The sequence below is a fragment of the Tsukamurella sp. USMM236 genome (genome assembly GCF_037148755.1).
Taxonomy (GTDB): Bacteria; Actinomycetota; Actinomycetes; order Mycobacteriales; family Mycobacteriaceae; genus Tsukamurella.
The window spans coordinates 17,501-31,567 of record NZ_JBBCSS010000010.1; the positions used below are offsets into that span (position 1 = coordinate 17,501).

The following is a 14,067-nucleotide window of genomic DNA, read 5'->3' on the forward strand; positions in this document are numbered from 1 at the left end:
CCCCCTAGGCACGCTCGGCGTAGAACGCCGGCATCTCGGGGAGCTCGACGGGCACGGGGCCGGTCGTCTCCAGCGCCTTGACTCCGGCGGCGCAGCACACGGCGACTTTGTAGCCGTCGAAGGCCGACGGTCCGGCGATGGTGCCCGCCTTCGCGGCGTCGACCCAGGCCTGGACCTGGCGGTCGTAGGCGTCGCGGAACCGGGTGGTGAAGTCGGCGTGGTCGGCGACCGAGAACCGGCCCTGCTGCCACATCTGCAGGCCCGAGGGCTCGCCGATGCGGGCGACGCCCTGCTCGAAGACGGCCTCGGTCGCGACCTGGTAGCCGAACTCGATGGAGACGTTCATCTCGACGTCGACGAGCACCCCGTTGTCGAGCTCCATCAGGACGAGGATCGGCTCACGCAGGTGCTCCGGGCTCCGCGAATTGCGGCGCGGGTACTTCACTTCGACCGAGGTGACGACTCCGCCCGCCAGCCACGGGACGACGTCGAACTCGTGCACCACGGAGTCGTTGATGAGCATGGTCTGCACGTAGCTCTCCGGCACCGAGGCGTTGCGGTGGCGGGCGTGCAGCATGACGAGCTCGCCGGCGGGCTTGGCGGCCACCACCTTCCGCAGCTCCTCGTACTCGCGATCGAAGCGGCGCATGAAGCCGACCTGGATCAACTGCCGGCCGCCGGCCATCTCGGCCTCGACGACGCGCCAGGAGGACTCGGGGTCCTGGGTGAGCGGCTTCTCGCAGAGCACGGGCAGTCCCGCAGCGAGGACCTTCAGCAGCGCGTCCTCGTGGAACTGCCCGGGCGTGGCGACGAGCACGCCGTCGACGACGCCCGAGGCGAGCGCGGAGTCGAGGTCGGCGAAACCGGCGGTGCCGGGCGCGAGTCGGAGGGCGGCGGCCCGGCGGGCCTCGTCGGGCTCGACGACCGCGGCGACGGACGCCCCCGCGGTGATGGTGGCGATGCGCTTCACGTGGTCGGCGCCCATCATGCCGGCGCCGACCACTGCGACGCGGAAGTCGTTGGTCATCTGTGGGTGTCTCCTTGCGGGGCTTCGGGGTCCGAGCTCGATGTCCGGGTTCGGGATCAGCGGGTGCGGGTGAGCGGGTGGCAGCCGAAGATGTGCTGCCGAGTGCGGGTGGCGATGCCCGCGGGGAGGTCGATGTCGCAGCCGGGCATGTCCTGCTCGACGATGGCGAACAGGTCCGGGTTGATGCGCAGCGCCGCCTCGATGACGGGCGCGAAGTCCGGGATCCCGTTGGGCGGCTCGACCATGATGGCGGAGGCGGCGTCGGCGAACGGGGTGTCGTTCTTGAGCACCTCCCAGATCAGCGCCGGGTCGATCTGCTTGAGGTGCAGGTAGCCGATGCGCTCCGGGTGGCGCTGCATGAGGGCCACGTTGTCGCCGCCGTAGTAGGCGAAGTGGCCGGTGTCGAGGCACAGGTTCAGGTACCGCGGGTCGGTCTCGGCGAGGAGGCGCTCCACCTCGCCGGTGGTGCCGACGTGGCTGTCGGCGTGGGAGTGGAACTGCTGCTTGATCCCGTACTCCTCCGCGAGCGCCTTTCCGAGCCGGTCGTGGCCGGCGGCGAGCGCCTTCCATTGCTCGTCGTCGAGGGTGCGGGACTCGAGGGCCTCGCCGGTGAGATCGGAGCGCCACAGGTCGGGGATGACGACGATGTGCTCGGCGCCCAGGGCACCGACGAGGGTGGCGACGTCGCTCACCTGCTTCCAGGCGCGGTCCCACTGGTCGGCGCCCTTGTGGAAGCCGGTGAAGATGGTGCCGCCGGACAGCTCGAGGTCGCGCTCGGCGAGCTCGTCGCGCAGGCGTTCGGGGTCGGTCGGCAGGTAGCCGTAGGGGCCGAGCTCGATGTAGTGGTAGCCGGCCTCGGCCACCTCGTCGAGGAAGCGTTCCCACGGGGTCTGGCGCGGGTGGTCGGCGAACCAGACGCCCCACGAGTCGGGGGCGGTGCCGATGCGGAGGCCCTCGGTGTGGGCGGCGGCGGAGGCGGTCGTGCCCAGGGTGTCGGTCATGACGATGGTCCTTACGTCGGATCGTGAGAGTGGTGGGGCGAAGGCTCAGCCGAGCAGCGGCCGCTGCGCCTTCTGCTGGTCGAGGTACTCGGCGCGCGCGGTGACGGTGCTGTCGATCGTCGACACCGCGGCGACCGGGACGTCCCACCAGCCGTTGCCCTCGGGGGCGTAGACCAACGGGTCGTTGTGGATCTGGATGACGGTGGGGCCGGTCGCCGCCTTGGCGGCGCGGACGGCCTCGGTGAGCTCCGCGACGGAGTCCGGTCCGGGCGCGATGTCGATGACCCGCGCGCCGTAGCTGCGCGCGTTGGCCGCCAGGTCGACGGGCAGGAACGCGCCGCGATCGAGTTCCGGTGCGGGGACGCCGCCCGACTCGTCCGCGGTGCGGTACCGAGTGCCGAAACGCTGCGAGCCGACGGTCTCGGAGAGGTGGCCGATCGAGGCGTAGCCCTGGTTCTCGACGATGACGACGATGAGCTTGATCCCCTCGGCGACGGCGGTGACGAGCTCGCTGTTGAGCATGAGGTAGGAGCCGTCGCCGACCATGACGACGACGTCGCGGTCGTCGCCGAGGGCGAGCAGCCCGCGCTTCGCGCCGAGCCCGCCCGCGATCTCGTATCCCATGCAGGAGAAGGCGTACTCCACGTGATAGCCGAGCGGGTCCCGCACGCGCCACAGCTTCTGCAGGTCACCCGGGAGGGAGCCCGCGGCCTGGATGATCACGTCGGCCGGGTCCATCGCGGCGTGCACCGCGCCGATCACCTCGGGCTGGCCCGGCAGGTCGGCCCCGGTGGGCGCGAGGGCGACGTCGACGACCGCGTCCCAGTCCGCCTTGGCCGCAGCGGCCGCGGCGACGGACTCCGGCGGAACGCGGTAGTCGGCGAGCCCCGCTCGCAGCGCGGCGAGGCCCTCGCGGGCGTCGGCGATGAGCGGCAGCTGCGAGCCGTGCTTGTAGGCGTCGAACGAGGCGACGTTGAGGTTCACGAAGCGCACGCCCGCGTCCTGGAAGGCCGTGCGGCTGGCGGTGGTGAAATCGCTGTACCGGGTGCCGATCCCGATGATCACGTCGGCCTGCGCGGCGATGGCGTTCGCCGCCGCGGTGCCGGTGGCGCCCACGCCGCCGAGGTTCAGCGGGTGGTCCCAGGCCAGCGCGCCGCCGCCCGCCTGCGTGGTGCCGACGGGGATCGACGTGGCCTCCGCGAACCGGCGCAGCTCGTCCTCGGCGCCCGCGTAGAGGACGCCGCCGCCGGCGACGATGAAGGGGCGCTTCGCCTCCCGGATCGCCGCGACGGCGCGGGCCAGCGGGCCGCGCTCGGGCAGGGGCCGGCGGAGGTGCCACTCGCGGTCCGCGAGGAACTCCTCGGGGACGTCGACGGCCTCGGCCTGGACGTCCTCGGGCAGCGCGATGGTCACGGCACCGGTCTCCGCCGGGTCGGTCAGCACCCGCATCGCGGCCAGCGCGATGGAGAACAGCTGCTCCGGCCGCTGCACCCGGTCGAAGAACTTCGAGAGGGGCCGGAAGGCGTCGGAGACCTGCAGCCCGATGTCGTGCGGGTGCTCGAGCTGCTGCAGCACCGGATCCGCGACGCGGGTGGCGAAGGTGTCGGAGACCAGGAGCAGCGCGGGCAGCCGGTTGGCGGTCGCGAGCGCGGCGCCCGTCAGCATGTTGGCGGCGCCCGGGCCCACGGAGGCGGTGCACGCGTAGGTGCCGCGCCGGCGGTGCATGCGGGCGTAACCGACGGCCTGGTGCACCATGGCCTGCTCGTTACGGGCCTGGTGGTAGGGCATGAGCCCGGCATCGGTGGTCGCGTACTGCAGCAGGGCCTGGCCCACGCCGGCGACGTTGCCGTGGCCGAAGATGCCGAAGGTCGCGGGGACGGTGCGCTCGCGCACGGTGCTCACCGTGCCGTCGGCGAGGACGATCTCGTCCACGGTCCACTGGTGCGCCAGGAACTCGATGAGGGCCTGGCCCACGGTCATCCGCCGGGTGCTCATCGCTCGTCTCCTTCGGTCGGTGCGGCCGCGTAGGGCAGCCGCGGGTCGGTGGCCTGCGTGGGCCAGGTGTCCCGCAGCCAGGCCTGGCGCGGGTCGTCGCTGATCAGCCAGACCCGTTCGGGGTCGGGGCCCGCCATGACGTTGAGGTAGTAGAGGTCGTACTCGGGGGCGGCCATCGCGGGGCCGTGGTAGCCGAAGGGCACGAGGGCGATGTCGCCGGTGCGGACGAGGGCGTTGGTGTCGATCTCCCCCGCCGCGGACGAGTAGGTGACGAAACTCCCGAAGGCGTCGGTCGTCTCGGGCACGGTCCCTGCCGGTAGGCCGCGGGCGGGCGCCGCCTCGAAGTAGTAGATCTCCTCGAGCCGGGATTCGTGGCCGGCGATGTGCTCGTCGTGCTTGTGGGCGGGGTGACTGCTCCAGTTGCCGCCGGGGGTGATCACCTCGCACACGATGAGGGCGGCCGCGTCGAGCGCGCCGGGCGTGCCGAAGTTGTGCACCTGCCGGGTGTCCCGGCCGGCGCCGCGCACCTCGACGGGGACCTCCGTGGCGGGGATGTACCGCGTGGGGCGGCGCTGCGACGTGGGCGCCTCGGCGATGGCGATGCGCGCGGTTCCGCGCACGGTGAATCCCCCACCGGCGCCGACGTACAGGACGTCGGTGGGCCCGTCGAAGACCGACGCGCGGCCCGCGAGGGCCACGGACGGCGCACCGTCGAAGCTCGCGGCGGCGGCGCCGTCGAGCTCGACGTGGCACCCGCCCGAGAGCGGCACGACGATGCGCTCGATGTCACCGCCGGGCAGCACGACCGGCGCGTCGCCGAGGTCCGCGACGCGGATCCCGGTGTGCGCCCAGCCGGGCAGGGAGCCGTCGACCACCGATTCCCACCCGTCGCGCGCCAGCGCGCCTCGGGCGTGGAACCATTCGTTGGGCGTCGTCGCCATCGCCGTCCTCTCCTGTTTCCGTCCTCGCGGACGATGGTGCTGCCGGAATGAAGTCCGCGTCAGTCGTTCTGGGGGAATCCCAGGTCGACGCCGCCGTGGCTGGGGTCGAGCCACCGGCTCGTGATCGCCTTGAGCTGGGTGAAGAACTTCACGCCCTCGGCGCCGTGCGCCTTGGTGTCGCCGAACATCGAGTCCTTCCAGCCGCCGAAGCTGAAGGTGGCCACGGGGACCGGGATCGGCACGTTGATGCCGACCATGCCCACGCGGATGTCCTTCTGGAACCGGCGTGCGGCGCCGCCGTCGTTGGTGAAGATCGCGGTGCCGTTGCCGAAGGCGCCGGCGTTGATGAGATCGACCCCCTCCTCGTACGAGGCGACGCGCACGATCGCGAGCACGGGGCCGAAGATCTCCTCGGTGTACACCCGGGAGGTGGTGGGCACGCGGTCGATCAGGGTCGGACCGAGCCAGAAGCCCGCCGCATCGCCGTCCGGGGTCACGTCGCGACCGTCGACGACCACGCTCGCGCCGTCCGCGACGGCGACGTCGATGTAGGAGGCGACCTTGTCCCGGTGCGCCTGCGTGACGAGCGGCCCCATGTCGCAGCCGCGGCGGCCGTCGCCGATGCGCAGCCCGGCCATGCGATCGGTGATCTCCGCGATCAGCGCGTCCGCCACGGGCTCGACGGCGACGACGACCGAGATGGCCATGCACCGCTCGCCGGCCGAACCGAAGCCGGCGTTGATCGCGGCGTCGGCCGTCAGGGCGAGGTCGGCGTCGGGCAGCACCAGCATGTGGTTCTTGGCGCCGCCGAGGGCCTGGACCCGCTTGCCGTGCGCGGTGGCGGTCTCGTAGACGTACCGCGCGATGGGCGTCGAACCGACGAAGGAGACGGCGGCGACGTCCGGATGAGTCAGCAGGCCGTCGACGGCCTCCTTGTCGCCGTTGAGCACGGTGAACACGCCCTCGGGCAGGCCCGCCTCGCGCCACAGCTCCGCCATCCAGATCGCGGCCGACGGATCCTTCTCGCTGGGCTTGAGTACCACGGCGTTGCCCGCGGCCATCGCGATCGGGAAGAACCAGGCGGGCACCATGGCGGGGAAGTTGAACGGGCTGATCACCGCGACCACGCCGAGGGGCTGGCGGGTGGAGTAGACGTCGATCCCCGAGGAGACCTGCTCGCTGTACTCACCCTTGAGGTGATGCGCCATGCCGCAGGCGAATTCGACGACCTCCTGGCCGCGGCTGATCTCGCCGAGGGCGTCGGAGAGGACCTTGCCGTGCTCACTGGTGATGATCTCGGCGAGCTCACCCTTGCGGGCGTTGAGCAGCTCGCGGAAGGCGAACAGCACCGACTGGCGCTTGGCGAGAGAGAGCTCCCCCCAGTTGTCCGAGGCCTTCTTGGCGGAGGCGACGGCGGCGTCGATCTCGGCGCGATCGGCGAGCGCGACCCGCTTGGTCACGACGCCGAGCGCGGGGTCGTAGACGTCGGCGGTGCGGCCGCTGGTGGACGGGTACTCGGCGCCGTCGATCCAGTGCGGGACGACGGTGAGGGTCTCGGTGGTGGTCATGGAGCGGCTCCTTCGCGGAGGTGGATGCGGGTGGTCAGGCGCCGTGCACGAGGCCGGCGGCGGTGTCGACGGCGGCGGTCACGTCGCCGTCGCGGGGATAGAGCAGGGTGCGGCCGACGACGAGGCCGTGCACGCCGGGCAGGGCGAGCGCCTTGGCCCACGAGGCGTAGACGGCAGCGGGGTCGCCGCCCGGGTCGCCGCCGAGGAGCAGCGTGGGCAGCGTGGTCGCCGCCATGACGCGTTCCATGTCGTCGACGACGGGGAGTTTGAGCCAGCTGTAGGCGGAGGTGTTGCCGAGGCCGGAGGCGATGGCGACCGAGTTGATGACGGCCTCCGTCGAGAGGTCGTTGCCGATCCTCCCGTCGGTGCGGCGGCTCATGAAGGGCTCCAGCATGATCGGCAGCTTCGCGGCCGCCGCGGCGTCGACGGCGCGGGCCGTGGCCTCGAGCGTGACGACGGTGCCGGGGTCCTCGAGGTCGACGCGCACGAGCAGCTTGCCGAAGTCCAGGCCGCCGCGCCGCATCGAGGGAACGTCGTAGGCGGTGTACCGGTCGTCCATCTCGAACGCCGCGCCGCGCAGGCCGCCGCGGTTCATGGAGCCGACCACGATCTTGTCGTCGAGTAGGCCCAGCAGCGCGAGGTCCTCGACGACGTCGGGGGTGCCGAGCACCCCGTCGACCCCGGGGCGGGAGAGGGCGAGCGCCATCCGCTGCAGCAGGTCGTACCGGTCGGCCATGGCCATCGCGTCGGAACCGACGCCGAGCGCGCCGCGGGCGGGGTGGTCCGCCGCCACGATGAGCAGCCGGCGGTCGCCGCGGACGAGGGGGCGGCGGATCCGTGCGCCGAGCACATCGGCGATGGCGTCGGGGTTCTCGTGCCGGGCGGCGCGCAGCCGGTCGAAATCGCCCGCCGTGAGCGGGCCGGTGGTGCGGGCGGTGTCAGACATGGTTGTTGTCCCGTTCCTCGATGACGGACTCCACCTCGTCGGTGGTGGGCATGGCGGTCGAGCATTCGCGGCGCGAGGCGACGATGGCCCCGGCGACGTTGGCGAAGCGCAGGACCCGCTCGAGCGGCCAGCCCGCGAGCAGGCCGTGGCAGACGGCGCCGCCGAAGCCGTCACCGGCGCCGAGACCGTTGATCACGTCGACGAAGTGCGGTGCGACCTCGACACTCTCGTCCCGGGTCTTCGCGAGGACGCCCTTGGGGCCCTGCTTCACCACGGCGAGCTCGACGCCGCGCTCCAGCAGGGCGTCGGCGGCGCGGCCGGGCTCGGTCTCGCCGACCGCGACCTCGCACTCCTCGCGGTTGCCGATGGCGACGGTGACGTGCTCGAGGGCCTTGCCCACCTCCTGGCTCGCGACCTCGGCGGACTCCCAGAACATGGGCCGGTAGTCGAGGTCGAGGACGGTCAGCGGGGCGCGGCCGCGGGCGTTCCACGCCGTGTGGTGCGCGGAGCGGCTGGGCTCGCGGGAGAGCCCGGTGACGGTGGCCCAGAAGATCTTCGCGGAGCGGATCGCGTCGAGGTCGAGCGCGTCGTCGTCCAGCATGAGGTCCGGCGCGATCGGGTCGCGGTAGAAGTAGAGCGGGAAGTCGTCCGGCGGGAAGATCTCGCAGAAGGTGACGGGGGTGTTCAGGCCGCGGACCTCGCCCACGTACCGGTCGTCGACGCCGAGGCGCACCAGCTCCTGATGAACGAAGCGCCCGAACGGATCCGCGCCGGTCGCCGTGATGACCGCGGACCGTCGGCCGTGACGGGCCGCGGCGACGGCGACGTTGGTCGCGCTGCCCCCGAGGTACTTGCCGAAGGTCTCGACACGATCGAGTCCGACACCGTCCTGCAGGGGGTAGATGTCGACCCCGACCCGCCCGATGGTGATCAGGTCGAACGGGGCACCGTGGGTACCGGCGTCAGTCATGTGGGAGGCCCTCCTTAGCCTGGTCCCGGACGAGACGTGGATCACTCCCGCTCGTTTGTCCTGTCAATCTAACAGAAGGGGGCGACATTCTTCAATAGGCTCCTAGCTGCAGAGATCCACCCCATCGCAGCATCGCGAATCCGATAGAGCCGTCGGCGACCGGCTGACATGGACGCCGTATGTGCGGACATAGACCTGATCGCGCCGCAAGGGGCGATTGTACGAACAAACGCTGATCAGCGCCCGCATTTCCCGCTTCGGTGCACTAGACTGCATCGCATGTCTCCCGCCCCGGTCTCGGTCGAACTGGACCGCACCAGCCCCGTGCCGCTGTACTACCAGCTGGCGCAGGCCCTCGAACGTTCCATCCTGAACGGCGAGCTGGTGCCCGGCGACCGGATCGAGAACGAGATCGACCTCGCCAAGCGGCTCACCCTGTCTCGTCCGACTGCGCGGCAGGCGATCCAGGCGCTCGTGGACAAGGGCCTCCTGGTGCGCAAGCGCGGCGTCGGCACCCAGGTGGTGCGCAACGAGGTGCACCGCGCGGTCGAGCTCACCAGCCTGTACGAGGACCTGATCGCCGCGGGCCAGACCCCGTCGACGGAGCTGCTCGACTACCGGCTCGGCCGGCCCGATGAGGAGATCGCGGACGAGCTGGGCATCGAGCACGACGCCCAGGTGGTGTCGATCCGGCGCCTGCGCAGCGCGGACGACGTGCCGCTGGCGATCCTCACCAACTACATCCCCGCCGAGCTCGCCCCCGCCCCCGACGAGCTGCAGAGCAAGGGCCTGTACCAGTGCCTGCGCGGGCGGGGCATCACGATCGCCCAGGCGCAGCAGCGGATCGGCGCCCGCATCTCCGACGACGAGGAGTCCCGGCTGCTCGACGAGCCCGCGGGCGGCGCCGTGCTCACCATGCAGCGCGTGGCCTTGAACGAGTCCGGCACGGCGATCGAGCTGGGCCGCCACGTGTACCGGGCGTCGCGGTACTTCTTCGACGTCTCGGTGTTCAGCCGCTAGCTGTCGACCCCGGCCAGGTTCGGCGGCACCACGATCTGGATCGCGGTGGGCCGCGGCCGGTGCGGACCGTCGATCGCGCCGTGGAAGGCCATGATCGCGTGGGCGGCGCCGCGCAGATCCGCCCGCAGGTCGTGGTGCAGCACCGCCGAGATCCGACCCGCCAGCAACAGTTCGCGGTTCGATTCGGCGAGATCGTGTGCGATGTAGCCGCGATACCTCCTCCCCGCCTCGTCGAACGCCGCGATGATCCCCCGGTTGCCGCCACCCGGCGAGTAGACCGCGGCGATGTCCGGGTCGCTCGCGAGCACCGCGGCGACCTCCCGGCGGCACACCGCGTCGAGGCCACCCGTATCGGCGACGCCGACGATCCGCCGCGCCGGATCAGACCGGTGGATCTCGCTGCGGAACCCCGTCTCCCGTTCCTCCTCGCCCCGGAAGAGCCGGCCGCTGGTGACGACGAGCAGGGCTCCGCGCGACTCACTGACCCACTGGGTGACGAGGTGCGCCGCGGTCACGCCCGCGGCGCGGTTGTCCATGCCCACGTACGCGATCCGGGCGCTCTGCGGAACGTCGGTGACCACGGTGACGACGGGGATGCGGCGCGCGGTCAGGCGCGCGATCGCCGCCGCGACTGCGGGCGTATCCGGAGCCTTGAGGACGACGCCGTGGCTACCGCGGCGCGCGATGCCGTCGAGCTCCGCGATCAGTTCCTCCGGCTCCCACGCCTCCCGCACGTGGTAGCGCGCGCGGAAGACCGCCGGGCGCAGAGTGGGGAGCTCGGCCTCCAGCGCGGCCCGGGTCAGGTCCGAGAAGCGGCGCGGAGTCTCCATGACGAGATCGACCATGAACCGGCGACCCGACAGCCGCAGTTGGGAGCGCTGCCGGTCGAGATCGGCGATCGCCTGCCGGACCTGTGCCGCCGTTCCCTCGCGCACCCCGACGCGGCCGTGGAGCACGCGGTCGACGGTGGCCTCGCTGACGCCCGCCTGCTGCGCGATCTCGCGGATCGGATGGGAGTGCGCCACCGCGGGCCTCCTCGTGCTGAGGGATTCTTGAGGGTTTTCCGGGCTACCCGGGACCTCGACAGCTTGCCACGATGAATGCGGGGACGGACACCGATTCCCCACTCCCGCTTCGCATCGACGTCAGGAAAGCGATATGCCCACCACCTTCTCGGCCCGGACCGGGGCGCCGGACCGCACGGGCCGGATCAGCGAGGCCGACTGCCGCCTCGAGGACTTCACGGCGCAGCTCGAGTTCGAGACCGACCTGACCAGGTACCCCTACGCGGATCGGGCGGTACGCGGGGTCCTGTTCTACGGCGCCGCGGCCACGGAGGCCGCGGCCGATCCGGACAGGCGCGGGCAGCTGTCCGACGAGCTGGCGCGGGCGCTCCTGACCGGCCCGGGCATCGTCGCCTTCGACGGTGCCTTCGACGACCGGCACGGCCTCGACGAGTCGACGGCGCTGTTCACCGCCATGATCGCCGAGCAGCGCGCGAACGGCTCCGGCGGCGGCGACCACTTCGCCGCGCCGGGCGCGAACGACCGGATCTGGAACGCCCTGAGCAAGCACGCGCTGCGCGATCCGGCATCGTTCGCCCGGTACTACGCCAATGACGTGCTCGCGCTGGTCGCGACCGCCTGGCTGGGGCCGATGTATCAGGTGACATCCGCGATCAACGTGGTGAACCCCGGCGGGACGGCGCAGTCCCCGCACCGCGACTACCACCTCGGCTTCATGGAGCCGGAGACGGCGCAGCGTTTCCCCCGGCACACGCACCTGCTCTCCCCCGCGCTCACGCTGCAGGGCGCCGTCGCACAGGTCGACATGCCCGTCTCATCGGGTCCCACCCTGTACCTGCCGTACTCCCAGCGGTACGAGCCCGGCTACCTCGCCTTCAACCTCCCCGACTTCCGGGACTACTTCGAGGCGAACCACGTTCAGCTCCCGCTGCGCGCCGGAGACGCCGTCTTCTTCAACCCGGCACTGTTCCACGCCGCGGGCTCGAATCGATCGGCGGGCATCCGCCGGATGGCGAACCTGCTGCAGATCAGTTCGGCGTTCGGACGCGCGATGGACGCGGTGGACCGGTCCGCGATCCTCCGCGCCGTCTACCCCGAGCTGCAGGGGCTCGCCGCCGCCGGAGACGCTCGCGCCGTGGAGAACCTCGTCGCCGCCTCGGCCGAGGGGTACGCGTTCCCGTCGAACCTGGACCGGGACCAGCCGCTCGGCGGCATGCACGGCGAGACCCAGGCGGACCTGACGCGCCGCGCGCTCGCGTCCGGCCTGGCTCCGGAGGCCTTCGCCGCCGAACTGGCCGCCCTCGACGAGCGGCACCGCCCGTGACCGGGCGGCCCGCCGATCTCGCGGACAGGGTCGTGTTCGTGTCGGGCGGCAGCCGGGGCGTGGGCGCCGCCGTCGTCCGCGCGGCCGCCGCGGCCGGAGCCCGCGTCGCCTTCTCCGGACGGGATGCCGCCGCCGGGGAGACGTTGCGGTCCGCCCTGGCGGCGGAGGGGACGGAGGCGCTGTTCGTTCGGGCCGACGTCGCCGATCCCGCGCAGGCGACGGGGTCGGTGGAGGCGGTGGTCGAGGCCCTCGGCCGGGTCGACTGCCTGTGCAACGCGGCGGGCCTCACGTCTCGTGGCACCCTCACCGAGACCACGCCGGCGCTGTTCGACGAGCACGTCGCGATCAATCTCCGGGCGCCCTTCTTCACGATGGCCGCCGCGGTGCGTGACATGCGCGCACGGCGTGCCCCCGGAACCGTCGTCAACATCATCTCGATGTCGGCACACGGCGGACAGCCCTACCTGGCGCCGTACGTCGCCGCGAAGGCCGGGCTGATCGGGCTCACGAAGAACGCGGCCCACGCGCACCGGTTCGACCGGATCCGGATCAACGGCCTCAACATCGGCTGGACCGAGACGGAGGGCGAGGCCCTGGTGCAGAAGCGGTTCCACGACGCCCCTGACGACTGGGCCGAGCGCGCCGGGCGCGAGCTGCCCGCGGGCCGCCTCGCCTCCGCTGCGGACGCGGCTGCGGCGGTGGTGTTCCTGCTGTCGGATCGCAGTGGTGTGGTCACCGGCTCGATCATCGACTGGGACCAGCAGGTCTGCGGCGCCTACGACTGAAGACTTGCACCCTGAGCCCATTTTGACCGAACATAATGACATGTCGCGCATCGCTGCGCTGATCCGCAGGCGCGAGGCCGCGAGCTTCAGCCGACCGCTCGCGCTCCTCGTCGCGGGAGCACTGTTCCTCGAGAACCTCGACGGTGCGGTGCTGCAGACGGCAGCGCCGGCGGTGGCCCGCGACTTCGGGGTCGCCCCGGCGGCCGTGAGTCCGGCCATCGTCGGCTACCTCCTCGCGGTGGCGGTGGCCGTCCCCGTCGCGGGCTGGGTCGCGGAGCGGTACGGCACGCGACGCGTCTTCCTGTGGGCGGTCGCCGGTTTCACGATGGCGTCGGCCGCGTGCGCGCTGGCACCGGACCTCCTGTGGCTGTGCCTCTTCCGCATCGTCCAGGGCGCCGCCGGAGCCATGATGATCCCGGTGGGACGGATCGCTGTGCTGCGCTCGGTGCGGCCGGTCGACCTCCTCGCGGCGATGGCCTACCTGACCTGGCCGTCCCTCGTCGCGCCGGTGGTCGCTCCGTTCCTCGGCGGCGTCATCACCGACGTCGCGGGGTGGCGGTGGATCTTCGTGCTCAACGTTCCGATCGGCGTCGCACTGGCGATCGGCGGGGCACTCCTGATCCCGCGGAACGACACGAGCTTCCGAACGCCGCTCGACCGCTGGGGCTATCTGCTCACCGCGGGTGCGGTCGTCTGCCTCACGGGCGGCGTGGAACTGCTGCGGGGCGGACGGCCGTGGGTCGTGGCCGCGCTGCTGGTAGCTGCAACGCTCCTCGCCTGGGTGGCCGCACGAGGGATGGCGCATCGCCCCCACCCGCTGTTCGATCCGGCGGTCATGCGCATCCAGACCTTCCGCGTGGGCAACGTGAGCGGATCGATCTACCGCCTCGTGATCACGGGCGCGCCCTTCCTCTTCGTGCTGCTCTTCCAGGCCGGGTTCGGATGGAGCGCGGCCGCGGCGGGCGCGATGGTGACGGCGGTCTTCGTCGGCAACCTCGCGATCAAACCGCTGACCTCCCCGATCATCCGGGTGCTCGGGTTCCGACGCACCCTCGTCTGGTCGATCGTCGCGGGCGCGGCGACGCTGCTCGCCTTCGGGTGGGTGCACGCGTCGACGCCCGCGCCGGTGATCGCCGCGCTCCTGGTGTTCTCCGGGGTGGTCCGGTCCATCGGCTTCAGCGCCTACAACACCGTCATGTTCGCCGATGTCCCCCGCGACCTGCTCCCCGCCGCGAACGGTCTGTCCGCCACCCTGCAGCAGGTGGGCACCGCCCTCGGCATCGCAGCGGCCGCCGCAGCCGCGAGCCTCGGCACGTCATGGGCCGGGCCGGATCCGGTCGAACTGGGCTACCGGGTCGCGTTCGTCCCCTTCGCCGCGCTGCTCCTGCTCCCCCTCCTCGGAGCGCTGCGCCTCCCGGCGAACGCCGGCGGACACGCCACCGCCCGACGGTGACGGGCACCGTCG

Annotated in this window: 12 protein-coding genes; 4 read left to right on the forward strand and 8 right to left on the reverse strand. The window is 71.9% G+C overall.

Annotated elements, in window-relative coordinates; all coding sequences use genetic code 11:
* Positions 1 to 4: 4 nt before the first annotated feature.
* From WFK95_RS23050 to iolC, 7 genes are read right to left on the reverse strand one after another with little or no spacing between them, the layout of a single operon-like run.
* Complete coding sequence (locus WFK95_RS23050) at positions 5 to 1,027, reverse strand: Gfo/Idh/MocA family protein (RefSeq protein WP_336672097.1); 1,023 nt, start codon at positions 1,025 to 1,027, stop codon at positions 5 to 7.
* A 56-nt stretch (positions 1,028 to 1,083) separates the two neighbouring features.
* Positions 1,084 to 2,028 (reverse strand): sugar phosphate isomerase/epimerase family protein, encoded by a 945-nt coding sequence (locus WFK95_RS23055; protein ID WP_336672098.1) that lies wholly within the window; start codon positions 2,026 to 2,028, stop codon positions 1,084 to 1,086.
* Between the two features lie 45 nt (positions 2,029 to 2,073).
* Complete coding sequence (gene iolD / locus WFK95_RS23060; RefSeq protein ID WP_336672099.1) at positions 2,074 to 4,023, reverse strand: 3D-(3,5/4)-trihydroxycyclohexane-1,2-dione acylhydrolase (decyclizing); 1,950 nt, start codon at positions 4,021 to 4,023, stop codon at positions 2,074 to 2,076.
* Entirely contained in the window at positions 4,020 to 4,964 is a 945-nt protein-coding gene (iolB, locus tag WFK95_RS23065) for a 5-deoxy-glucuronate isomerase (RefSeq protein ID WP_224646799.1), read from the reverse strand. The genes iolD and iolB overlap by 4 nt, the downstream gene beginning before the upstream one ends.
* 59 nt (positions 4,965 to 5,023) lie before the next feature.
* The gene (locus tag WFK95_RS23070; protein ID WP_336672100.1) at positions 5,024 to 6,532 is read right to left on the reverse strand and encodes a CoA-acylating methylmalonate-semialdehyde dehydrogenase; all 1,509 of its coding nucleotides are present in this window, start codon (positions 6,530 to 6,532) and stop codon (positions 5,024 to 5,026) included.
* Positions 6,533 to 6,566: 34 nt separating this feature from the next.
* Positions 6,567 to 7,478 (reverse strand): Cgl0159 family (beta/alpha)8-fold protein, encoded by a 912-nt coding sequence (locus WFK95_RS23075; RefSeq protein WP_336672101.1) that lies wholly within the window; start codon positions 7,476 to 7,478, stop codon positions 6,567 to 6,569.
* Positions 7,471 to 8,448 (reverse strand): 5-dehydro-2-deoxygluconokinase, encoded by a 978-nt coding sequence (iolC, locus tag WFK95_RS23080; protein WP_068521472.1) that lies wholly within the window; start codon positions 8,446 to 8,448, stop codon positions 7,471 to 7,473. The genes WFK95_RS23075 and iolC overlap by 8 nt, the downstream gene beginning before the upstream one ends.
* Before the next feature lie 279 nt (positions 8,449 to 8,727).
* Between iolC and WFK95_RS23085 the strand changes: the two genes are divergently transcribed.
* Complete coding sequence (locus tag WFK95_RS23085) at positions 8,728 to 9,468, forward strand: GntR family transcriptional regulator (RefSeq protein ID WP_224646795.1); 741 nt, start codon at positions 8,728 to 8,730, stop codon at positions 9,466 to 9,468.
* Here the strand turns inward: WFK95_RS23085 and WFK95_RS23090 are convergent.
* On the reverse strand, positions 9,465 to 10,493 hold the full coding sequence (locus WFK95_RS23090) for a LacI family DNA-binding transcriptional regulator (protein ID WP_224646794.1): 1,029 nt from the start codon (positions 10,491 to 10,493) through the stop codon (positions 9,465 to 9,467). The two genes, WFK95_RS23085 and WFK95_RS23090, sit on opposite strands and share 4 nt — an antisense overlap.
* A 133-nt stretch (positions 10,494 to 10,626) precedes the next feature.
* Between WFK95_RS23090 and WFK95_RS23095 the strand changes: the two genes are divergently transcribed.
* The 3 genes from WFK95_RS23095 to WFK95_RS23105 are packed head-to-tail and all read left to right on the forward strand — an operon-like array spanning position 10,627 to position 14,055.
* Positions 10,627 to 11,817, forward strand: coding sequence for a phytanoyl-CoA dioxygenase family protein (locus tag WFK95_RS23095; protein WP_224646793.1), 1,191 nt, complete (start codon positions 10,627 to 10,629; stop codon positions 11,815 to 11,817).
* Complete coding sequence (locus WFK95_RS23100; protein WP_224646791.1) at positions 11,814 to 12,602, forward strand: SDR family oxidoreductase; 789 nt, start codon at positions 11,814 to 11,816, stop codon at positions 12,600 to 12,602. Before WFK95_RS23095 ends, WFK95_RS23100 begins: the two co-directional genes overlap by 4 nt.
* A gap of 40 nt (positions 12,603 to 12,642) precedes the next feature.
* Positions 12,643 to 14,055, forward strand: coding sequence for an MFS transporter (locus WFK95_RS23105; protein ID WP_224646789.1), 1,413 nt, complete (start codon positions 12,643 to 12,645; stop codon positions 14,053 to 14,055).
* Positions 14,056 to 14,067: the final 12 nt, after the last annotated feature.